The sequence below is a fragment of the Ensifer sp. R-19 genome (assembly GCF_049905105.1).
Taxonomy (GTDB): Bacteria; Pseudomonadota; Alphaproteobacteria; order Rhizobiales; family Rhizobiaceae; genus Ensifer.
On the sequence record NZ_CP184569.1, the window covers coordinates 1,075,748 to 1,096,085 of the forward strand.

Sequence of the window (20,338 nt, forward strand, 5' to 3'; positions counted from 1 at the left end):
TGAACTTTGTCGTCACTTTGTCCTGTGGATCTATTTTCATTCCGTCACGGATTTGTCTTCAAACACGCTTGACACCCAAATGCGAACCGCTTAGTTAGCCGCTCATCGAACGGGCAAGCCCGCTCGGTGCCGGGGCGGAAACGCTCCAACCAAGTCAAGATGATGCGGGTGTAGCTCAGTCGGTTAGAGTGCCGGCCTGTCACGCCGGAGGTCGCGGGTTCGAGCCCCGTCACTCGCGCCACTCTTGATCTGGAATTGCCTAGGCATTCTCAGGAAGCGCCGATGGTGGTAATAATGATCGTTCGCGGTCATCATGCGCGGGTGTAGCTCAGTCGGTTAGAGTGCCGGCCTGTCACGCCGGAGGTCGCGGGTTCGAGCCCCGTCACTCGCGCCATTTCTTCTTCTTACACTCCTCCTGTTTTTGCGTGCGCTAGCCCTGATTTGTGCACTGCGGCAATCTGTCTCTCCTTGCCGCTGTTTACGGTAAAGTCGGTCACGGCTTGCGATTCCGAGCTTTGTCGTCTCCACCCATTCGATCCTGTGTCGCGAACCGGTTTAATTGACCCTTGAAGGCTTGCGCACGGGCGCGGGCTGCGCTAACCACTCTGGCGTTGCAACATATTTTTCGGCCTGCGAGATCTGTTGTTCTGGCGCTCTCCCATGCGCCCTCCCGCAGGCAGGGACGGATAACAATGACTGAACTTCTCGGTTCCTACGTTCCGATCGCGATTTTCATTGGAATCGCATTGGTGATCGGTGTGGCGCTTCTGATTGCTCCCTTCGCCGTCGCCTTCAAGGCTCCTGATTCGGAAAAACTGTCGGCCTACGAGTGCGGCTTCAATGCGTTCGATGACGCCCGCATGAAGTTCGACATCCGCTTCTATCTCGTGTCGATCCTCTTCATCATCTTCGACCTCGAAGTGGCCTTCCTCTTCCCCTGGGCGGTCTCGTTCCATGAGCTGGGCTGGTTCGGCTTCTGGTCGATGATGGTCTTCCTCGGCGTGCTGACGATCGGCTTTATCTATGAATGGAAGAAGGGAGCGCTGGAATGGAACTAGCAGCATCCGGCACTACGCTCGTTGCGCCCAAGCCGAAGGGGATCATCGATCCCTCCACCGGCAAGCCGATCGGCAGCAATGATGCATTCTTCGGCGAGATCAACAATGAACTCGCCGACAAGGGTTTTCTCGTCACCTCGACGGATGAGCTCATCAACTGGGCCCGTACCGGCTCGCTGATGTGGATGACCTTCGGTCTCGCCTGCTGCGCGGTCGAGATGATGCAGATGTCGATGCCGCGTTATGATGCCGAGCGTTTCGGTTTCGCGCCGCGCGCCTCACCGCGTCAGTCCGACGTCATGATCGTCGCCGGCACGCTGACCAACAAGATGGCGCCTGCGCTCCGCAAGGTCTACGACCAGATGCCGGAGCCGCGTTACGTCATCTCGATGGGTTCTTGCGCCAACGGTGGCGGCTACTACCATTATTCCTATTCGGTTGTTCGCGGCTGCGACCGCGTCGTTCCCGTCGACATCTATGTGCCAGGCTGTCCTCCCACAGCAGAAGCGCTGCTTTACGGCGTGCTTCTGCTGCAGAAGAAGATTCGCCGGACCGGCACGATCGAGCGCTAAGGCAGGGGGTCTTTGATATGAGTGAAGCCCTGAACGAGCTTGCGTCCTACCTGCGCGAAACACGCGGTGCGCTGATCTCCGACGCGTCGCTGAACTATGGCGAACTGACGCTGACGACTACGTCTGCGAACCTCATCGCGCTGCTCACCTTCCTGCGCGATGACGTGCACTGCGCTTTCATCAACTTCGTCGATGTCTGCGGCGTCGACTGGCCGCAGCGTCCCGACCGTTTCGATGTCGTCTATCACCTGCTGTCGCCGCGCCAGAACCTGCGCGTGCGCATTAAGGTCCAGACCGGCGAGAACGAGCCTGTGCCGTCGGCGACGCCGGTCTATCCCGGCGCCGACTGGTTCGAGCGTGAAGCCTACGACATGTACGGCATCCTGTTCACCGGCCATCCGGACCTGCGCCGCATCCTGACGGACTACGGTTTCGAAGGACATCCGCTGCGCAAGGACTTTCCGGTCACCGGTTTTGTCGAGGTCCGTTACGACGACGAGGCCAAGCGCGTCGTCTACGAACCCGTCGAGCTGAAGCAGGAATTCCGCAACTTCGACTTCCTCTCTCCCTGGGAAGGCACGGATTACGTCCTGCCCGGCGACGAGAAGGCGAAGGCACGGTGAGACTAAATGGCCCGCGGTAGCCGTCGAACGGCTGCCGTCCGGCCTGGAGCAATCGGTATGACCGAACATAACGTCCGCAATTTCAACATCAACTTTGGCCCGCAGCATCCGGCGGCGCACGGCGTTCTTCGTCTGGTGCTCGAGCTTGATGGCGAGATCGTCGAGCGCGTCGATCCGCATATCGGCCTGCTGCATCGCGGCACCGAGAAGCTGATCGAGACCAAGACCTATCTGCAGGCCGTGCCCTATTTCGACCGCCTCGACTACGTGGCGCCGATGAACCAGGAGCATGCCTTTGCGCTGGCGATCGAGAAGCTGACGGCCACGGAAGTGCCGATCCGCGGCCAGCTCATCCGCGTCCTCTACTCGGAAATCGGCCGCATCCTCTCGCACCTGCTGAACGTGACCACGCAGGCCATGGACGTCGGTGCGTTGACGCCGCCGCTCTGGGGTTTCGAAGAGCGCGAAAAGCTGATGGTGTTCTATGAGCGTGCCTGCGGCGCGCGCATGCACTCGGCCTATTTCCGTCCGGGCGGTGTCCATCAGGACCTGCCGCACGAGCTGGTCGAAGACATCGGCAAGTGGATCGATCCGTTCCTGAAGACCGTCGACGACATCGACGAGCTCCTGACGGGCAACCGCATCTTCAAGCAGCGCAACGTCGATATCGGCGTCGTCAAGCTCGATGACGCCTGGGCCTGGGGATTCTCGGGCGTGATGGTGCGTGGCTCGGGTGCTGCCTGGGACCTGCGCCGCTCGCAGCCCTACGAATGCTATTCCGACATGGAATTCGACATTCCGATCGGCAAGAACGGCGACTGCTTCGACCGCTACCTGATCCGCATGATCGAAATGCGCCAGTCGGCGCGCATCATGCGCCAGTGCGTCGATCGCCTGCTCGGCGATGCCAAAGTCGGTCCGGTTTCGTCGCTCGACGGCAAGATCGTTCCGCCGAAGCGCGGCGAGATGAAGCGCTCGATGGAAGCGCTGATCCACCACTTCAAGCTCTACACCGAAGGCTATCACGTGCCGGCCGGCGAAGTTTACGCCGCCGTCGAAGCGCCGAAGGGCGAGTTCGGCGTCTACCTCGTCTCCGACGGCACCAACAAGCCCTATCGCTGCAAGATCCGTGCGCCGGGTTACGCGCATCTCCAGGCGATGGATTTCCTCTGTCGGGGACACCAGCTTGCCGACGTTTCGGCCGTGCTGGGCTCCCTCGATATCGTGTTCGGTGAGGTGGACCGCTGATGCGTCTCGTGCCCCTGGCCACGCTTGCTCTTCTCGCGTTTGCATCGACCGCTTCCGCACAGGAATCGGTCGATAGCGGCGCGACGTCGGGCGGCATGCGCGGGGGCTCGATGGCCGACCTTGTGGCCAAGGGCTACGAGATCAAGGCCGCGGTCGCCAATGGCACGCGCTACATCGTATTTTTGCAGAAAGACCAGTCAGCCTATGCCTGCGAATTCGTCTCTGTGACGAAATCGCGGTGCGGTTCGATTAACTGATAAGGTGTCCACTAGAATGTCCGTTCGTCGACTAGCCGAAGACACCGTCCAGCCAGCGAGCTTTGCCTTCAGCAAGGAGAACGCCGCCTGGGCGAAGGAAACGATCAAGAAATACCCCAAGGGCCGTGAGCAGTCCGCCGTCATTCCGCTTTTGATGCGCGCTCAGGACCAGGACGGCTGGGTCACGAAGGCCGCCATTGAGTCGATCGCCGACATGCTCGGCATGGCCTATATCCGCGCGCTCGAAGTCGCGACCTTCTACACCCAGTTCCAGCTGAAGCCTGTCGGTACGCGTGCGCACGTTCAGGTTTGCGGCACGACGCCGTGCATGCTGCGTGGCGCCGAAGACCTGATCAAGGTCTGCAAGAGCAAGATCGCCCAGGATCCCTTCACGCTCAACGAGAGCGGCACGCTCTCCTGGGAAGAAGTCGAATGTCAGGGCGCCTGCGTCAACGCGCCGATGGTCATGATCTTCAAGGATACCTTCGAAGACCTGACGCCCGAGCAACTCGAGCAGATCATCGACCGTTTCGAAGCAGGCAAGGGTGCCGAAGTCACCCCCGGTCCGCAGATCGACCGTATCTATTCCGCACCGGAAGGCGGTCTGACGTCGCTGATGTTGGCTGATCTGGCTCCGGCCAAGGCGGCGACCAGCGCCAAGAAGGTCAGCGACGCGCCGGCCGTCTCCGTGCCGCCGTCCAACGCCGGCCGTGTCAAGACGGCTGCCAGCGAGACCAATGCTTCCCTGAAGACGCCGGCTACGGCAAAGGCCGAGGCTGCCGCCAACGCCAAGGTCGAAGGCGACACCGTCGACAAGTCGAAGCCCGCCAAGGCGGCAACCGTTTCCGGCAAGCCGCCGCTTGAGGACAAGAACCGCCCGGCCGGCATCGAAAAGCCGGCGGCCGTCGACGACCTCAAGCTGATCTCGGGCGTCGGTCCGAAGATCGAGGGTACGCTGAACGAACTGGGCATCTACACCTACGCGCAACTTGCTTCGTGGAAGAAGGCGGAGCGCGAGTGGGTCGACGGATACCTGAATTTCAAGGGCCGCATCGAACGCGACGACTGGGTCAAGCAGGCCAAGGCGCTCGCCAAGGGCGGCGAAGCCGAATACATCAAGGTCTTCGGCAAGAAGCCGCGGTAAAGAGGTGAATTATGCTCAGAGATGAAGACCGCATCTTTACCAACATCTACGGCCTCAAGGACAAGTCCCTGAAGGGCGCCATGGCGCGCGGCCACTGGGACGGCACCAAGCAGCTGCTCGAAAAGGGTCGCGACTGGATCGTCAACGAAGTGAAGGCTTCCGGCCTTCGCGGTCGTGGCGGCGCCGGCTTCCCCACCGGCCTCAAGTGGTCCTTCATGCCGAAGGAAAGCGACGGCCGTCCGCACTATCTCGTCGTCAACGCCGACGAGTCGGAGCCCGGCACCTGCAAGGACCGTGACATCATGCGTCACGATCCGCACACGCTCATCGAAGGCTGCGTCATCGCCAGCTTCGCCATGGGTGCGCATGTCGCCTATATCTATGTGCGCGGTGAGTTCGTCCGCGAGCGCGAGGCGCTGCAGGCGGCAATCGACGAGTGCTACGCCTTCGGCCTGCTCGGCAAGAACAACAAGCTCGGCTACGACATCGACATCTATGTGCACCACGGCGCCGGCGCCTATATCTGTGGCGAAGAGACGGCCCTGCTCGAAAGCCTCGAAGGCAAGAAGGGCCAGCCGCGCCTGAAGCCGCCGTTCCCGGCCAACATGGGCCTCTACGGCTGCCCGACCACCGTCAATAACGTCGAGTCGATCGCCGTCACGCCGACCATCCTGCGCCGCGGCGCCGGCTGGTATACGAGCTTCGGCCGTCCGAACAACCACGGTACCAAACTCTATTCGGTTTCCGGCCACGTCAATCGTCCGTGCACGGTCGAAGACGCGATGTCGATCCCGTTCCATGAGCTGATCGAAAAGCATTGTGGTGGCATTCGCGGCGGCTGGGACAACCTGCTCGCGGTCATCCCCGGCGGTTCGTCCGTTCCCTGCGTGCCCGGCGCGCAGATGAAGGACGCGATCATGGATTTCGACGGGCTGCGCGAAGTCGGTTCCAGTCTTGGAACCGCCGCCGTCATCGTCATGGACAGGTCGACAGACATCATCAAGGCGATCTGGCGCCTCTCGGCCTTCTACAAGCACGAGAGCTGCGGTCAGTGCACGCCGTGCCGCGAAGGTACCGGCTGGATGATGCGTGTCATGGAACGCATGGTTCAGGGTCGCGCCCAGAAGCGCGAGATCGACATGCTGTTCGACGTCACCAAGCAGGTGGAAGGCCACACGATCTGCGCGCTTGGCGACGCAGCCGCCTGGCCGATCCAGGGTCTGATCAAGCACTTCCGTCCGGAAATGGAAAAGCGCATCGACGAATACACGCGCAATGCCTCGTCGCACGGCGCGGTTCTGGAAGCGGCGGAGTAACAGGCGATGGCCGGTGCACGCGAGGAGGGACAGATGAAAGGGCAGGCCGAAACAGGCATTCCATTCGCGCGTCCGCTCGGCGGTGATCCGGCCGATCCGTTCGGCATGGCCGAATGGATGAAGGGCCTGCCGCAGGTGTCGCTGCACCCGCTGATGGTTCACCCGGCTGCCGCTATGGCGGCGGTGACAGCGATCGGTTTCGGTCTGACCAGCCACTTTGCTGGCGCGATGTTCGGCGCGATGCAGGGTGCGGTCGAGGCGGCTCAGAAGCGGGTGGAGCCGGCAGAGCAGGACGTAACCACCGTTGTCGCCGAGACGGCGCTCCCGGCAGAAGCAGAAGCGAAAACGGTCGTGAAGCCCGCCGCTTCGCCAAATCGTATTGCGGCAAAACCGGCCGTTGAGAAGGTCGCGGTCGAGAAGCCGGTCAAGGTTCGCGCGGCGCGCGCCAAGGCGCAAGCTGCTGACGACCTCAAGCGGATTTCCGGTATTGGCCCGAAGCTGGAGCAGGTGCTCAACGCGAAGGGCATTCGCGGTTTTGCCGATATCGCCGGCTGGAGCGAGGCGGACGTTGCCCGCTTTGACGACGAGCTCGGTTTCGGCGGCCGCATCAAGCGGGACGATTGGGTTGGACAGGCCAAGGCGCTGAAGGGCGCGTGAGACAATAGGGGCGGGGACCTGAGACGGTCATCGCCCGCAAGCAGCAAGGCTGTGTTGGAATTGTCCGTCGCCGGAAGGCCGATGGACGGAAGACAGGATTGAGTACGAAGATGGCAAAGCTGAAAGTCGACGGAAAAGAGATCGAGGTACCGGATCATTTCACGCTGCTTCAGGCGTGCGAAGAGGCCGGAGCCGAGGTTCCGCGCTTCTGTTTCCATGAGCGGCTGTCGGTCGCCGGCAACTGCCGCATGTGTCTTATCGAAGTGAAGGGAGGGCCGCCAAAGCCCGCCGCTTCCTGCGCCATGGGCGTGCGCGACCTCCGTCCGGGCCCGAACGGCGAGACGCCGGAAGTCTTCACGACCACGCCGATGGTCAAGAAGGCCCGCGAAGGCGTGATGGAATTCCTGCTGATCAACCACCCGCTCGACTGCCCGATCTGCGACCAGGGCGGCGAATGCGACCTGCAGGACCAGGCGATGGCCTTCGGTATCGACAGCTCGCGTTATCAGGAAAACAAGCGCGCCGTCGAAGACAAGTATATCGGCCCGCTGGTCAAGACCGTGATGAACCGCTGCATTCACTGCACGCGTTGCGTCCGTTTCACGACCGAAGTCGCCGGTATTGCCGAGCTTGGCCTGATTGGCCGCGGCGAAGACGCCGAGATCACCACCTATCTCGAGCAGGCGATGACGTCCGAACTGCAGGGCAACGTCGTTGACCTCTGCCCGGTCGGCGCGCTGACCTCGAAGCCATTTGCCTTCACTGCTCGTCCGTGGGAGCTGAACAAGACCGAATCCATCGACGTGATGGATGCACTCGGTTCTGCGATCCGCGTCGACACCCGCGGTCGCGAAGTCATGCGCATCATGCCGCGCGTCAATGAGGACATCAACGAAGAGTGGATCTCCGACAAGAGCCGCTTCATCTGGGACGGCCTGAAGACGCAGCGTCTCGATCGTCCCTATGTCAAGAAGGACGGCCGACTGCAGCCGGCGACCTGGGGCGAAGCCTTCCAGGCGGTCAAGGCTGCCGTTGCCAAGACCTCCGGCGACAAGATCGGCGCCATCGCCGGCGACCTCGCTTCGGTCGAAGAAATGTACGCGCTGAAGCAGTTGATCGCAGCACTCGGCTCCGAGAGCGTCGATTGCCGCCAGGACGGCGCCGCACTCGACCCGTCGCTTGGCCGCGCCAGCTACCTTTTCAACCCGACCATCGCCGGCATCGAAAGCGCTGATGCGCTGCTGATCATCGGCTCCAACCCGCGCTTCGAGGCTTCGGTCCTCAACGCCCGTATCCGCAAGCGCTACCGCATGGGCAACTTCCCGATCGCCGTGATCGGGGAGCCCGGCGAGCTGCGCTACGAATACGAATATCTCGGCGCCGGCACCGAAACGCTCGCCGAACTCGTCTCCGGCAAGGGCAAGTTTGCCGCGACGCTCAAGAAGGCGCAGCGCCCGATGATTCTCATCGGCCAGGGCGCGATTGCAGGGGAGGGCGGCGCTGCCGTTCTTGCTGCCGCCGCCAAGCTCGCGGGCGCCGTCGGTGCGGTCACTGCCGAGTGGAACGGCTTTGCCGTTCTGCACACGGCTGCTTCCCGCGTCGGTGGTCTCGACCTCGGCTTCGTACCGGGTGCGAACGGCAAGACGGCGGCCGAAATGGTTACCGCTTCCGACGTTCTCTTCCTGCTCGGCGCCGATGAGATCGACCTTGCCGGTCGCAAGTCCGGCTTCACCGTCTATGTCGGTTCGCACGGCGACAACGGCGCGCATGCCGCCGACGTCATCCTGCCGGGTGCGACCTACACCGAAAAGTCCGGCACCTGGGTCAACACGGAAGGTCGCGTTCAGGTCGGCAACCGTGCCGGCTTCGCACCGGGTGATGCGCGTGAGGACTGGGCGATCATTCGCGCACTCTCCGACGTTCTCGGCAAGAAGCTGCCCTTTGATTCGCTTGGCGAATTGCGCTCGAAGCTCTATGCGGCTCACCCGCATTTCGCGGATGTCGACGCGATCGCGACCGGCAACGGCGACGAAATTGCCGCACTCGGCCAAAAAGCCGGTGAGATGGGCAAATCCGTGTTTGCGTCTCCGGTCAAAGACTTCTATTTGACGAACCCGATAGCGCGCGCATCCGCCGTCATGGCCGAATGCTCGGCTTTGGCACGCAACAACTTCAAAGCTGCGGCGGAATGAGCGCGAGGGAATAGAGTATCATGGACGCTTTCGTTTCGACCTATGTCTGGCCCACGATCATCATGGTCGCCCAGTCGCTGCTGCTCCTGGTCGCGCTGCTGCTTTTCATCGCCTACATTCTGCTTGCCGACCGTAAGATCTGGGCTGCAGTTCAGCTCCGCCGTGGTCCGAATGTGGTAGGCCCGTGGGGACTTTTCCAGTCCTTCGCCGACCTTTTGAAGTTCGTCTTCAAGGAGCCGGTGATTCCGGCTGGCGCCAACAAGGCGATCTTCCTGCTCGCACCGCTCGTCTCCGTGACGCTGGCGCTTGCCGCCTGGGCGGTGATCCCACTCAACGCCGGCTGGGTCATCGCGAACGTCAACGTCGGCATCCTCTTCGTCTTCGCCATATCTTCTCTTGAAGTTTATGGCATCATCATGGGCGGCTGGGCGTCGAATTCCAAATATCCCTTCCTCGGCGCGCTCCGCTCCGCGGCACAGATGGTCTCCTATGAAGTCTCTATCGGCTTCGTCATCGTTACCGTCCTGCTCTGCGTCGGCTCGCTGAACCTGACGGACATCGTCAACGCTCAGTCCACGGGCATCGGCACGAATCTCGGCCTGCCGGCGTCGTTCCTCGACTGGCATTGGCTGGCGCTGTTCCCGATGTTCATCGTGTTCTTCATTTCCGCACTTGCCGAAACGAACCGCCCGCCCTTCGACCTGCCGGAAGCCGAATCCGAACTCGTCGCCGGCTTCATGGTCGAGTACGGCTCGACCCCGTACATGATGTTCATGCTCGGCGAATATGCCGCCATCTGCCTGATGTGCGCGCTGACGACGATCCTGTTCCTCGGCGGCTGGCTGCCCCCGGTTGACGTCTGGTTCTTGAACTGGGTTCCCGGCATCATCTGGTTCGTTCTGAAGGCATCCTTCGTGTTCTTCATGTTCGCAATGGTGAAGGCTTTCGTTCCGCGTTACCGCTACGACCAACTGATGCGTCTCGGCTGGAAGGTCTTCCTGCCGATCTCTCTTGCAATGGTCGTGATCACTGCATTCGTTCTCAAGCTGACGGGAGCCGCATGACGATGGCTCACGTTTGGCAGCATACCGCCGGTCGCTCCCAGGCCGGCAACTCTGGAGGTAAATGATGGCCGGTCTTTCGCAAGCCGTCAGCTCGCTGTTCCTGAAGGAATTCGTCGGCGCGTTCTTTCTGTCGATGCGCTATTTCTTCAAGCCGAAGGCGACGTTGAACTACCCCTTTGAAAAGGGGCCGGTCAGCCCGCGCTTCCGTGGCGAGCATGCGCTGCGCCGCTACCCGAATGGTGAAGAGCGTTGCATCGCCTGCAAGCTCTGCGAGGCGATCTGTCCTGCACAGGCCATCACCATCGAAGCTGGACCGCGCCGCAACGACGGCACCCGCCGTACGGTGCGCTACGACATCGACATGGTGAAGTGCATCTATTGCGGCTTCTGCCAGGAAGCCTGTCCGGTTGATGCCATCGTCGAGGGCCCGAACTTCGAGTTCGCCACCGAGACGCGCGAAGAGCTTTACTACGACAAGGACAAGCTCCTCGCCAACGGCGACCGTTGGGAGCGCGAAATCGCCCGCAACATCGCAATGGACTCGCCCTATCGCTGAGGCCAGAGCGTCGCGCCGCCCCGGGGAGGGCGGTGCATGTGACATAGGTTTGGGCAACGGCCGGACGCGTGTCCGGCTTTGCCTGTGGAGTGGGGCCTGAAGCGCCTCACGCCGTGCAAGACGAAGAAGGCACCGATCATGGGTCTGCAGGTTCTTTTTTTCTATCTCTTTGCCTTCATCGCGGTGGCGTCGGCATTTATGGTCATTGCGGCCAGGAACCCGGTTTATTCGGTTCTGTTCCTGATCCTGACCTTCTTTAACTCGGCAGGCCTGTTCCTGCTGACCGGCGCCGAATTCCTCGCGATGATCCTGCTGGTCGTCTATGTCGGTGCGGTCGCGGTGCTGTTCCTGTTCGTCGTCATGATGCTCGACATCGACTTCGCGGAATTGCGGGCGGGCGTGCTCGAATACGCGCCGATCGGCGCGCTGATCGGCCTGATCCTGGCTGCCGAGCTTATCATCGTGGTCGGCGGCGCAACATTCTCGCCTGAGATCGCCAAGGCGATTTCGATGCCGATCCCGGCCGTCACGGAGCGCACGAACACGGCTGCCCTCGGCGACGTGCTCTATACGCACTACGTCTACTTCTTCCAGATCGCTGGCCTTGTGCTGCTCGTCGCCATGATCGGCGCCATCGTGCTGACCCTGCGCCACCGCGAAAACATCAAGCGCCAGAATATCCCGCAGCAGGTTGCCCGTACGCCCGAGACCGCCGTCGAAGTGGTCACGGTCAAGCCGGGCCAGGGCATCTAAGTCGGACGCGAGATCGAGGAACATAAAATGGAAATCGGAATTTCCCACTATCTCACCGTCAGCGCCATCCTGTTCACGCTGGGCGTCTTTGGCATCTTCCTGAACCGGAAGAACGTCATCGTTATCCTGATGTCGGTCGAACTCATTCTTCTCGCGGTCAACATCAACATGGTCGCTTTCTCGGCGTTCCTGAACGACATCACTGGCCAGGTCTTCGCCCTGTTCATCCTGACCGTCGCGGCTGCGGAAGCGGCTATCGGACTTGCAATTCTCGTCGTCTTCTACCGCAACCGCGGCTCGATCGCTGTTGAAGACGTCAACATGATGAAGGGCTGATTGGGCTATGGATACCATCATCAAGGCTATCGTCTTCCTGCCTTTGATCGGCTTTCTGATCGCCGGCCTCTTCGGTACTTCGATCGGCGCCAAGGCATCGGAATATGTGACAAGCGGTCTGATGATCATCGCCGCTGCGCTGTCCTGGTACGTCTTCTTCGACGTCGCCTTGGGCCACCAGGAGATGATCAAGGTTTCGGTGCTGCGCTGGATCCAATCCGGCAGCTTCGATGTCGAATGGGCGTTCCGCGTCGATACGCTGACATCGGTCATGTTCGTCGTCGTCAACACGGTGTCGACGCTCGTGCATGTCTATTCGATCGGATACATGCACCACGATCCGCATCGTCCGCGCTTCTTTGCCTATCTGTCGCTCTTCACCTTCGCGATGCTGATGCTCATCACGTCGGACAATCTGGTGCAGATGTTCTTCGGCTGGGAAGGTGTGGGTCTCGCGTCCTACCTGCTCATCGGCTTCTGGTACAAGAAGCCGTCGGCGAATGCTGCCGCGATGAAGGCCTTCATCGTCAACCGCGTCGGCGACTTCGGCTTCTCGCTCGGCATCTTCCTCGTCTTCGTGCTGTTCGGCTCGGTCAACTTCGAGACGATCTTCGCCGCCGCCCAGACCTACCTGCCGGCCGAAGGCGCTGCAGCAGGGGAGGCGGTTGTCACCCTGTTCGGCATGCACCTTGACAAGGCTGACGCGATCACTGCGGCCTGCCTTCTGCTCTTCATGGGCGCGATGGGTAAGTCGGCGCAGTTCCTGCTGCACACCTGGCTTCCGGATGCCATGGAAGGCCCGACTCCGGTTTCGGCACTTATCCATGCCGCAACCATGGTTACCGCCGGCGTCTTCCTCGTCGCCCGCATGTCGCCGCTCTTCGAACTGTCGCCGGACGCACTGACCGTCGTGACGATCATCGGTGCCATCACCGCCTTCTTCGCCGCGACCGTCGGTCTCGTTCAGAACGACATCAAGCGCGTCATCGCCTACTCGACCTGCTCGCAGCTCGGCTACATGTTTGTGGCGCTCGGCGTCGGCGCCTATGGCGCAGCGATCTTCCACCTGTTCACGCACGCCTTCTTCAAGGCTCTCCTGTTCTTGGGTGCCGGTTCGGTCATTCACGCCGTCGATGGCGAGCAGGACATGCGCTACATGGGTGGCCTCAGGAAGCACATCCCGGTCACCTACTGGATGATGTTCATCGGTACGATCGCGCTGACCGGTGTCGGTATTCCCGGTACGCTCTTCGGTACGGCTGGCTTCTTCTCGAAGGACGCGATCATCGAGTCGACGTTTGCCGCGCACAGCTCGGTATCCGGTTTCGCCTTCGCCCTGCTGGTGGTCGCCGCGCTCTTCACCAGCTTCTATTCGTGGCGCCTGGCCTTCATGACGTTCCACGGCAAGCCCCGTGCGTCGTCGGATGTCATGCATCACGTGCACGAGTCGCCGCAGGTCATGCTGGTGCCGCTCTACATTCTCGCCGCCGGCGCACTGATCGCAGGTTTCCTCTTCCACGACCACTTCTTCGGCGAAGGCTATGCCGAGTTCTGGAAGGGTGCGCTGTTCACATCGGCTGAAAACGAAGTCCTGCATGAGTACCACCACGTACCGCTGTGGGTTAAGTGGAGCCCGTTCTGCGCCATGGCGCTCGGCCTCTTCACCGCCTGGTACATGTATATCCGCCGGCCGGAACTGCCGAAGTATCTGGCAGACCAGCACCGTGGCCTCTACCAGTTCCTGCTCAACAAGTGGTACTTCGACGAGCTCTACGACCTGCTGTTCGTGCGCTCGGCCAAGTGGCTCGGCACCTTCCTCTGGAAGGAAGGCGACGGTCGCGTGATCGATGGCTACGGCCCGAACGGCATTGCCGCACGTGTGCTCAACGTTACTGACCGCGTTGTCCGCCTGCAGACTGGTTACCTCTATCACTACGCGTTCGCGATGCTGATCGGCATTGCCGCGCTTGTTACTTGGATGATGTTCAGGAGTTCCTTCTGATGACCGATTGGCCCGTACTTTCCGCGGTCACCTTCATGCCGCTCGTCGGCGTACTGCTTCTCTTGCTTGTCAGGGAAGACAGCGCCTACGGCCGCCGGAACATCCTGAACGTTTCGCTGCTGACGACGATCTTCACCTTCGCGGTGTCGGTCTACATCTGGTACCAGTTCGACGCGTCGAACCCCGGCTTCCAGATGCTCGAAAAGCACGAGTGGCTCGGCACCGGCATTTCCTACCATCTCGGAGTCGATGGCATCTCGGTGCTCTTCGTCGTGCTCTCGGCCTTCCTCATGCCGTTCTGCGTGCTCGCAAGCTGGCTGTCGATCGAGAAGCGTCTCAAGGCATACATGATCGCGTTTCTGGTCTTGGAAACGTTCATGATCGGCGTCTTCGTGTCGCTCGATATCGTGCTGTTCTACGTGTTCTTCGAAGCTGGCCTGATCCCGATGTTCCTCATCATCGGCGTCTGGGGTGGCAAGGACCGCGTTTACGCCAGCTACAAGTTCTTCCTCTACACGCTGCTCGGCTCGGTGCTGATGCTGCTCGCGATCATGGCGATGTACTGGCAGGCCGGTACCACCGACATCACGCAGCTGCTCGCCTACAACTTCCCGCGCCAGATGCAGACCTGGTTGTGGCTGGCCTTCTTCGCCTCCTTCGCGGTGAAGATGCCGATGTGGCCGGTTCACACCTGGCTTCCGGACGCGCACGTTCAGGCGCCGACGGCGGGATCCGTTATCCTGGCGGGCATTCTCCTGAAGCTCGGCGGCTACGGCTTCCTGCGCTTCTCGCTGCCGATGTTCCCGCTGGCATCCGACTATTTCGCTCCGTTCGTCTTCACGCTCTCGGTCGTTGCCATCATCTACACTTCGCTGGTCGCGATGATGCAGACCGACATCAAGAAGCTGATCGCCTATTCGTCGGTGGCGCACATGGGCTATGTGACGATGGGCATCTTCGCCGCCAATGTTCAGGGCGTTCAGGGCGCGATCTTCCAGATGCTGTCGCACGGCATCGTCTCCGGCGCACTCTTCCTTTGCGTCGGCGTCGTCTATGACCGTTTGCACACCCGCGAGATCGCGGCCTATGGCGGTCTCGTCAACAATATGCCGAAATACGCCGTCGCCTTCATGGTGTTCACCATGGCCAATGTTGGCTTGCCGGGCACGTCTAGCTTCGTCGGTGAAGTGCTGACCTTGGTCGGCGCCTTCCGCGCCAACACCTGGGTGGCGCTCTTCGCCACGTCCGGTGTGATCCTTTCGGCCGCCTATGCGCTCTGGCTCTACCGACGAGTGATCTTCGGTGCGCTGGAGAAGGAAAGCCTGAAGTCTCTGCTCGATCTTTCCGGTCGTGAAAAGGCGATCCTCTATCCGCTGGTGATCCTGACGATCTTTTTCGGCGTCTATCCGGCACCGATCTTCGATGCAACCGCGGCTTCCGTGGATCTGCTCGTCAACAACTACTCCGCAGCCCTGCAGGCAGCGCAAAACGTTGCGCTTTCGGTGCAATGACCACAGGACGTGATTGGACATGACTGCTGAAACCCTCCTTGCAAGCCTGCAACTCTCGATCCCCGAGTTGATCCTCGCGGTCGGCGCGATGGCATTGCTGATGATCGGCGTGTTTGCCGGCGAAAAATCGGCGTCGACGGTCACCGGCCTTGCGGTTGCCGTTCTGATCATCGCCGGTCTCTGGCTCGTGCTAAAGACCGGCGAAGGCTCGGCCTATGGCGGCGCCTTCCTGTCGGATCCCTTCGCCAAGTTCATGAAGGTGCTGGCGTTGATCGGTTCGATCACGGCACTGGTGATGACAGTCGGTCACGCGCGTTCCGCCCAGATTGATCGCTTCGAGTTCCCGGTGCTTCTGGTGCTGGCAACGCTCGGCATGCTGTTGATGATCTCGGCCAACGACCTGATGTCGCTGTACCTCTCGCTGGAACTGCAGTCGCTGGCGCTCTACGTCGTCGCTGCGATCAACCGCGACAGCATTCGCTCGACCGAGGCCGGCCTCAAGTACTTCGTGCTCGGTGCGCTTTCCTCGGGCATGCTGCTCTATGGCATGTCGCTGATCTACGGCTTCACTGGCCACACCGGCTTTACCCAGATCGCCGCTGCACTGACGGCGGAGGGACGTTCGCTCGGCCTGATCTTCGGTCTCGTCTTCGTGCTCGCCGGTCTCGCCTTCAAGATCTCGGCCGTGCCGTTCCACATGTGGACGCCTGATGTTTACGAAGGTGCGCCGACGCCGGTCACCGCCTTCTTCGCGGCAGCGCCGAAGGTTGCGGCCATGGCGATCCTTGTGCGTATCGTCATCAATGCCTTTGAACCCGTCGTTGCCGACTGGCAGCAGATCATCGTCTTCATCTCGATCGCTTCGATGCTGCTCGGTTCCTTCGCGGCGATCGGCCAGAAGAACATCAAGCGTCTGATGGCTTATTCCTCGATCGGCCACATGGGCTACGCGCTGGTCGGCCTTGCTGCCGGCTCGATGGCGGGCGTTCGCGGCGTGCTGCTCTACATGCTCATTTACATGGTCATGACGCTCGGCACCTTCGCCTGCATCCTGGCGATGCGGCGCAAGGAAGGCGAAAACGTTGAAAACGTCGACGACCTCGCTGGTCTCTCGCAGACGAACCCCTTCATGGCGACCGTACTGACCGTCCTGATGTTCTCGCTCGCCGGCATTCCGCCGATGGCAGGCTTCTTCGGGAAGTACTTCGTGTTCATGGCCGCAATCGAAGCGCAGCTCTATGCACTCGCCATCATCGGCGTCCTCGCATCCGTTGTCGGCGCCTATTACTACCTGCGCGTCATCAAGGTGATGTGGTTCGATGATGCCAAGGGCGAGTTCGCCCGTACGGCTGGCGAACTGAAACTGGTGTTCGGTCTCTCGGGTCTGTTCGTCCTTGGATACGTCCTGATCGGCGGTCCGCTTGGAAGCGCTGCCGAGGCCGCGGCGCGGACCTTCTTTTGATCGCCCTTGAAAGCGGCGGCCGGATATCGCCCGACGATTTCCGGCACGTCGCTCTCGATGCGGTCGGATCGACAAACAGCGAATGCCTGGCGCGTGCGCGCCAGGGCGACCCGGGCAATCTCTGGGTCACGGCTGTCAGGCAGACCGGTGGCCGGGGACGCCGCGGCCGCGCCTGGTTTTCAGAACCCGGCAATCTCTACGCATCGCTTCTCCTGATTGATCCGGCGCCGATCGAGCATTTGCATTCCCTGCCGCTCGCGGTTGCTGTTGCCGTGCACCGGGCAATCCGCCAGGTGATGCCGCCGGGCGCTGCACCGGTCGAGATCAAATGGCCGAACGATATTCTCATCGACGGCAAAAAGACCTGCGGCATCCTGCTCGAGGGTGAGGCGCTTGCAGATGGGCGCCAGGCACTGGTCATTGGCTGTGGCATCAACATTGCCGTCCAGCCGGACGAGGCCCTCTATCCCGTGACCTCGTTGAGGAGTGAAGGTGCGTCGGTTTCTCCGGACGAACTTTTCGCGCGGCTGTTCATGACGATGGCGGAGACGTTGTCGGTGTGGGAGCGCGGCGCGGGTATTGCAAAGACCATCGAGCAGTGGCGGTCGGCCGCCCGCGGCATCGGTGAGACGATAACTGTGAACCTGCCGGACCGGTCGCTTTCGGGCCGCTTTGCCGGTATTGATGAGACCGGGCGGTTGATGCTCGATACCGGGTCAGGCACGATGCACGCGATTGCCGCCGGCGACGTATTTTTCGGATAATTCCTAGAACAAGGGCGCGTTACAATATGGCGCAAGACGAAGAACTGGTGTTCTTGCCGCTTGGCGGCGTCGGCGAAATCGGCATGAATCTTGGCCTATACGGCTACGGGCGGCCCGGAAGCCGCCAGTGGATCATGGTCGATTGCGGCGTCACCTTTCCGGGGCCGGACCTTCCGGGCGTGGATCTGGTTCTCGCAGATATCAGCTTCCTGGCGGAAGAGCGCCGCAATCTCAAGGGCATCATCATTACCCACGCCCACGAGGACCATTATGGCGGCCTGAACGATCTCTGGCCGGGCCTCAACGTTCCGGTCTATGCCTCGCCGTTCACGGCAGGCATGCTGGAAGCCAAGCGCGATTTCGAGAGAAGCCGCAGTGAGATCCCGGTGACGATCTTCAAACAGGGCGACCGCATCAATGTTGGCCCGTTCGAGATCGAGGCGGTCGGTGTCAACCATTCGATCCCCGAGCCGATGTCGCTGATCATCCGCACGCCGGTCGGCACTGTCGTTCACACCGGCGACTGGAAGATCGACCTGCATCCGTCGCTTGGGCCCCTGACCGACGAGACGCGCTTCCGCCAGATTGGTGACGAAGGCGTCTTGGCGCTTATCTGCGATTCCACCAATGCTATGCGTGATGGTGTTTCGCCGTCGGAACAGGAAGTCTCCGAGAGCCTGACGAAGATCATCGCCAACGCCGAGGGCCGGGTCGCGATAACGACTTTCTCCTCGAATGTCGGGCGCATTCGCTCGATCGCCGAGGCGGCGGAAGAGGCGGGCAGGGATGTGCTGCTGCTCGGCAGTTCGATGAAGCGGGTCGTCGCCGTGGCCGCGGATCTCGGCCTGATGGAAGGGATCAAGCCTTTCCTTGCCGAAGACGAGTTCGGCTACGTGCCGCGCGACAAGGTCGTGGTCATCCTGACCGGTAGCCAGGGTGAGCCTCGGGCAGCACTCGCCAAGATTGCCCGCGACGAGATGCGCAACGTGGCTTTTTCCGCCGGCGATACGGTCGTTTTCTCCTCGCGCACCATCCCCGGCAACGAGAAGGCGATCAACGACATCAAGAATGGCCTGGTCGAGCAAGGCATACACATCATCACCGACAGTGAGGCGCTGGTGCATGTGTCCGGTCACCCGCGCCGCACCGAGCTGCAGCAGATGTATCAATGGCTGCGCCCGCAGATTCTCGTTCCGGTTCATGGCGAAGCCGCGCATCTGACGGCCCATGCCGAACTTGGTCAGCAGTCGGGCATCGCCAGCGTTCCGCGCCTTCGGAACGGTCAAATGCTGCGTCTTGCACCAGGCCCGGCCGAGGTCATCGACGAAGCGCCGCATGGCCGCATCTACAAGGACGGCAACCTCATCGGCGATTTCGAAGAGATGGGCATCGGCGAACGCCGCAAGCTCTCCTTCGCAGGGCACGTCGCCGTCAACGTCGTTCTTGATGGCCGCTACGATTTCCTTGGCGACCCGGACATCGTTGCGATCGGTCTGCCGGAATTCGATGACGAGGGCGAAGACATGGAGGATACGCTCTATGACGCGATCCTCGGTGCGGTCGAGAGCATTCCGCGGGCAAAGCGCAAGGATCTGGCCATGCTGCAGGAGGCGGTGCGCCGCGCCGTTCGCAGCACAGCCAACCAGACGTGGGGCAAGAAGCCGATTGTGACGGTGTTCGTCACCAAAGTCTGATTGGCGGTCGCCTCGCGGCAGTGTAAGCGGGGCCGGTACAGGACGCGGGAGGATCGCAATGCTGGGAAGAGTGAACCATATCGCCATCGCCGTGCCGGATCTTGCCTCCGCCGCCGAAAGCTACCGCTCGACGCTTGGTGCATCCGTCACCGAGCCGCAGACGTTGCCGGAACACGGCGTAACCGTGGTGTTCGTCACGCTGGCCAACACCAAGGTCGAGCTGTTGGAGCCGATCGGCGAGACCTCGCCGATCGCCGCTTTCCTGGCGAAGAACCCTTCGGGCGGGATGCATCACATCTGCTACGAGGTGGACAATATCCTCGCCGCGCGCGACGCGCTGCGTGCGGCCGGCGCTCGCGTTCTGGGGGACGGCGAGCCGAAAATCGGTGCGCATGGCAAGCCGGTGCTTTTCCTGCACCCCAAGGATTTCCAGGGTACGCTGATCGAACTCGAAGAGGTGTGACAGTTGACCGCGCGATGCGCATTTGTCTGATCGGGCAGGCGGCGCTATAAGGCGGACAGAATGTCGCGGAAGTCGCGGCGAAACGGCCTGCGGTCGTTGCGTCGATCGCCTTCACCGGGAGCCGGAAATGCCACTGTTTTCAACTTTTGCTATTTACTTCATCATTTGGTGGATCACGCTGTTTGCCGTTCTTCCCTTGGGAGTGCGCACGCAAGCGGAAGAAAACAGCGTCGTCCCGGGAAGCGTCGAAAGCGCGCCGGCCAAGTTCAATGCGAAACGGGTCGTGCTTTTGACCACGGCCATCGCGGCTGTCATCCAACTCGCCTGGTATATCGTCTCCGTCAAACTTGGCTACGGGATCGATTCTATTCCGCGGTTTTACCCGAAATTCTATTGAGAATTTCGGCAAGGCGGATGGGCTGAGCCGAACCGCAAGGCAATCGGAGAGTTTTCAGGATGCCGAGTGCTGGATTTCTGCGTCATGATGACGCCGCGCGCGATGCTGTGGGTGGAACCAGCGCAATTGCAGGATTGACCGCCGCCGAATTGACATAGTTCAATTTCTACACCTGCTTCGTGCTCGCGACGGAGTCGAGAAAAGCAAAAAAAAACAAGGCTAAAAGCCTTGTTTTTCAAGTTTCGCGTGATCCTAATCCGTTTCCGGCG

20 protein-coding genes and 2 tRNA genes are annotated in these 20,338 nt (G+C 61.2%); all 22 read left to right on the forward strand.

Translation table 11 applies throughout. The features are described from left to right. Positions 1-164: 164 nt before the first annotated feature. Positions 165-241 (forward strand) — tRNA-Asp (locus tag ACN9MO_RS05240). A gap of 76 nt (positions 242-317) precedes the next feature. Continuing rightward, positions 318-394: transfer RNA gene (locus tag ACN9MO_RS05245), tRNA-Asp, on the forward strand. A gap of 298 nt (positions 395-692) precedes the next feature. Continuing rightward, positions 693-1,058, forward strand: coding sequence for an NADH-quinone oxidoreductase subunit A (locus ACN9MO_RS05250; protein WP_034803593.1), 366 nt, complete (start codon positions 693-695; stop codon positions 1,056-1,058). Next, complete coding sequence (locus ACN9MO_RS05255; protein WP_057252335.1) at positions 1,049-1,630, forward strand: NuoB/complex I 20 kDa subunit family protein; 582 nt, start codon at positions 1,049-1,051, stop codon at positions 1,628-1,630. Before ACN9MO_RS05250 ends, ACN9MO_RS05255 begins: the two co-directional genes overlap by 10 nt. Positions 1,631-1,647: 17 nt before the next feature. Continuing rightward, a complete protein-coding gene (locus tag ACN9MO_RS05260; protein ID WP_057252333.1) occupies positions 1,648-2,253 on the forward strand; it encodes an NADH-quinone oxidoreductase subunit C in 606 nt (201 codons plus the stop codon). Positions 2,254-2,310: 57 nt separating this feature from the next. Further along, positions 2,311-3,501, forward strand: a complete 1,191-nt coding sequence (locus ACN9MO_RS05265) for an NADH-quinone oxidoreductase subunit D (RefSeq protein ID WP_058321497.1) — start codon at positions 2,311-2,313, stop codon at positions 3,499-3,501. Continuing rightward, a complete protein-coding gene (locus tag ACN9MO_RS05270; protein ID WP_093232255.1) occupies positions 3,501-3,758 on the forward strand; it encodes a hypothetical protein in 258 nt (85 codons plus the stop codon). Before ACN9MO_RS05265 ends, ACN9MO_RS05270 begins: the two co-directional genes overlap by 1 nt. 16 nt (positions 3,759-3,774) lie before the next feature. Beyond that, positions 3,775-4,902 (forward strand): NADH-quinone oxidoreductase subunit E, encoded by a 1,128-nt coding sequence (locus ACN9MO_RS05275; RefSeq protein ID WP_113132763.1) that lies wholly within the window; start codon positions 3,775-3,777, stop codon positions 4,900-4,902. 11 nt (positions 4,903-4,913) lie between these two features. After that, positions 4,914-6,218 (forward strand): NADH-quinone oxidoreductase subunit NuoF, encoded by a 1,305-nt coding sequence (nuoF, locus tag ACN9MO_RS05280; RefSeq protein ID WP_058329354.1) that lies wholly within the window; start codon positions 4,914-4,916, stop codon positions 6,216-6,218. Between the two features lie 6 nt (positions 6,219-6,224). Further along, positions 6,225-6,875: an NADH:ubiquinone oxidoreductase gene (locus ACN9MO_RS05285; protein ID WP_112995497.1), complete on the forward strand. Its 651-nt coding sequence runs from the start codon at positions 6,225-6,227 to the stop codon at positions 6,873-6,875. Between the two features lie 110 nt (positions 6,876-6,985). Then, entirely contained in the window at positions 6,986-9,067 is a 2,082-nt protein-coding gene (nuoG, locus tag ACN9MO_RS05290; protein ID WP_112995496.1) for an NADH-quinone oxidoreductase subunit NuoG, read from the forward strand. 20 nt (positions 9,068-9,087) lie between these two features. Then, entirely contained in the window at positions 9,088-10,131 is a 1,044-nt protein-coding gene (nuoH, locus tag ACN9MO_RS05295; RefSeq protein WP_057252316.1) for an NADH-quinone oxidoreductase subunit NuoH, read from the forward strand. Between the two features lie 64 nt (positions 10,132-10,195). Further along, complete coding sequence (nuoI, locus tag ACN9MO_RS05300; RefSeq protein ID WP_025426590.1) at positions 10,196-10,687, forward strand: NADH-quinone oxidoreductase subunit NuoI; 492 nt, start codon at positions 10,196-10,198, stop codon at positions 10,685-10,687. Between the two features lie 138 nt (positions 10,688-10,825). Further along, entirely contained in the window at positions 10,826-11,440 is a 615-nt protein-coding gene (locus tag ACN9MO_RS05305; protein ID WP_057252871.1) for an NADH-quinone oxidoreductase subunit J, read from the forward strand. A gap of 27 nt (positions 11,441-11,467) precedes the next feature. Continuing rightward, complete coding sequence (gene nuoK, locus ACN9MO_RS05310) at positions 11,468-11,776, forward strand: NADH-quinone oxidoreductase subunit NuoK (RefSeq protein WP_034803568.1); 309 nt, start codon at positions 11,468-11,470, stop codon at positions 11,774-11,776. Between the two features lie 7 nt (positions 11,777-11,783). Beyond that, a complete protein-coding gene (gene nuoL, locus ACN9MO_RS05315; protein ID WP_058321491.1) occupies positions 11,784-13,778 on the forward strand; it encodes an NADH-quinone oxidoreductase subunit L in 1,995 nt (664 codons plus the stop codon). Continuing rightward, on the forward strand, positions 13,778-15,289 hold the full coding sequence (locus tag ACN9MO_RS05320; protein ID WP_057252314.1) for an NADH-quinone oxidoreductase subunit M: 1,512 nt from the start codon (positions 13,778-13,780) through the stop codon (positions 15,287-15,289). The genes nuoL and ACN9MO_RS05320 overlap by 1 nt, the downstream gene beginning before the upstream one ends. A 19-nt stretch (positions 15,290-15,308) precedes the next feature. Beyond that, positions 15,309-16,751: an NADH-quinone oxidoreductase subunit NuoN gene (gene nuoN, locus ACN9MO_RS05325; protein ID WP_057252312.1), complete on the forward strand. Its 1,443-nt coding sequence runs from the start codon at positions 15,309-15,311 to the stop codon at positions 16,749-16,751. After that, positions 16,751-17,515: a biotin--[acetyl-CoA-carboxylase] ligase gene (locus ACN9MO_RS05330; RefSeq protein ID WP_162728065.1), complete on the forward strand. Its 765-nt coding sequence runs from the start codon at positions 16,751-16,753 to the stop codon at positions 17,513-17,515. Before nuoN ends, ACN9MO_RS05330 begins: the two co-directional genes overlap by 1 nt. Before the next feature lie 26 nt (positions 17,516-17,541). Continuing rightward, entirely contained in the window at positions 17,542-19,209 is a 1,668-nt protein-coding gene (locus ACN9MO_RS05335) for a ribonuclease J (RefSeq protein WP_058329350.1), read from the forward strand. A gap of 58 nt (positions 19,210-19,267) precedes the next feature. Further along, positions 19,268-19,672: a methylmalonyl-CoA epimerase gene (gene mce, locus ACN9MO_RS05340; protein WP_058321489.1), complete on the forward strand. Its 405-nt coding sequence runs from the start codon at positions 19,268-19,270 to the stop codon at positions 19,670-19,672. A 127-nt stretch (positions 19,673-19,799) separates the two neighbouring features. Then, positions 19,800-20,069: a DUF1467 family protein gene (locus tag ACN9MO_RS05345; protein WP_057252306.1), complete on the forward strand. Its 270-nt coding sequence runs from the start codon at positions 19,800-19,802 to the stop codon at positions 20,067-20,069. The last annotated feature ends 269 nt before the right edge of the window (positions 20,070-20,338 follow it).

What these genes read in the sequence shown, in the direction of transcription:
- ACN9MO_RS05250 (WP_034803593.1), top strand. Translation starts at nt 693, where the DNA reads ATGACTGAACTTCTCGGTTCCTACGTTCCGATCGCGATTTTCATTGGA.
- ACN9MO_RS05255 (WP_057252335.1), top strand. Translation starts at nt 1,049, where the DNA reads ATGGAACTAGCAGCATCCGGCACTACGCTCGTTGCGCCCAAGCCGAAG.
- ACN9MO_RS05260 (WP_057252333.1), top strand. Translation starts at nt 1,648, where the DNA reads ATGAGTGAAGCCCTGAACGAGCTTGCGTCCTACCTGCGCGAAACACGC.
- ACN9MO_RS05265 (WP_058321497.1), top strand. Translation starts at nt 2,311, where the DNA reads ATGACCGAACATAACGTCCGCAATTTCAACATCAACTTTGGCCCGCAG.
- ACN9MO_RS05270 (WP_093232255.1), top strand. Translation starts at nt 3,501, where the DNA reads ATGCGTCTCGTGCCCCTGGCCACGCTTGCTCTTCTCGCGTTTGCATCG.
- ACN9MO_RS05275 (WP_113132763.1), top strand. Translation starts at nt 3,775, where the DNA reads ATGTCCGTTCGTCGACTAGCCGAAGACACCGTCCAGCCAGCGAGCTTT.
- nuoF (WP_058329354.1), top strand. Translation starts at nt 4,914, where the DNA reads ATGCTCAGAGATGAAGACCGCATCTTTACCAACATCTACGGCCTCAAG.
- ACN9MO_RS05285 (WP_112995497.1), top strand. Translation starts at nt 6,225, where the DNA reads ATGGCCGGTGCACGCGAGGAGGGACAGATGAAAGGGCAGGCCGAAACA.
- nuoG (WP_112995496.1), top strand. Translation starts at nt 6,986, where the DNA reads ATGGCAAAGCTGAAAGTCGACGGAAAAGAGATCGAGGTACCGGATCAT.
- nuoH (WP_057252316.1), top strand. Translation starts at nt 9,088, where the DNA reads ATGGACGCTTTCGTTTCGACCTATGTCTGGCCCACGATCATCATGGTC.
- nuoI (WP_025426590.1), top strand. Translation starts at nt 10,196, where the DNA reads ATGGCCGGTCTTTCGCAAGCCGTCAGCTCGCTGTTCCTGAAGGAATTC.
- ACN9MO_RS05305 (WP_057252871.1), top strand. Translation starts at nt 10,826, where the DNA reads ATGGGTCTGCAGGTTCTTTTTTTCTATCTCTTTGCCTTCATCGCGGTG.
- nuoK (WP_034803568.1), top strand. Translation starts at nt 11,468, where the DNA reads ATGGAAATCGGAATTTCCCACTATCTCACCGTCAGCGCCATCCTGTTC.
- nuoL (WP_058321491.1), top strand. Translation starts at nt 11,784, where the DNA reads ATGGATACCATCATCAAGGCTATCGTCTTCCTGCCTTTGATCGGCTTT.
- ACN9MO_RS05320 (WP_057252314.1), top strand. Translation starts at nt 13,778, where the DNA reads ATGACCGATTGGCCCGTACTTTCCGCGGTCACCTTCATGCCGCTCGTC.
- nuoN (WP_057252312.1), top strand. Translation starts at nt 15,309, where the DNA reads ATGACTGCTGAAACCCTCCTTGCAAGCCTGCAACTCTCGATCCCCGAG.
- ACN9MO_RS05335 (WP_058329350.1), top strand. Translation starts at nt 17,542, where the DNA reads ATGGCGCAAGACGAAGAACTGGTGTTCTTGCCGCTTGGCGGCGTCGGC.
- mce (WP_058321489.1), top strand. Translation starts at nt 19,268, where the DNA reads ATGCTGGGAAGAGTGAACCATATCGCCATCGCCGTGCCGGATCTTGCC.
- ACN9MO_RS05345 (WP_057252306.1), top strand. Translation starts at nt 19,800, where the DNA reads ATGCCACTGTTTTCAACTTTTGCTATTTACTTCATCATTTGGTGGATC.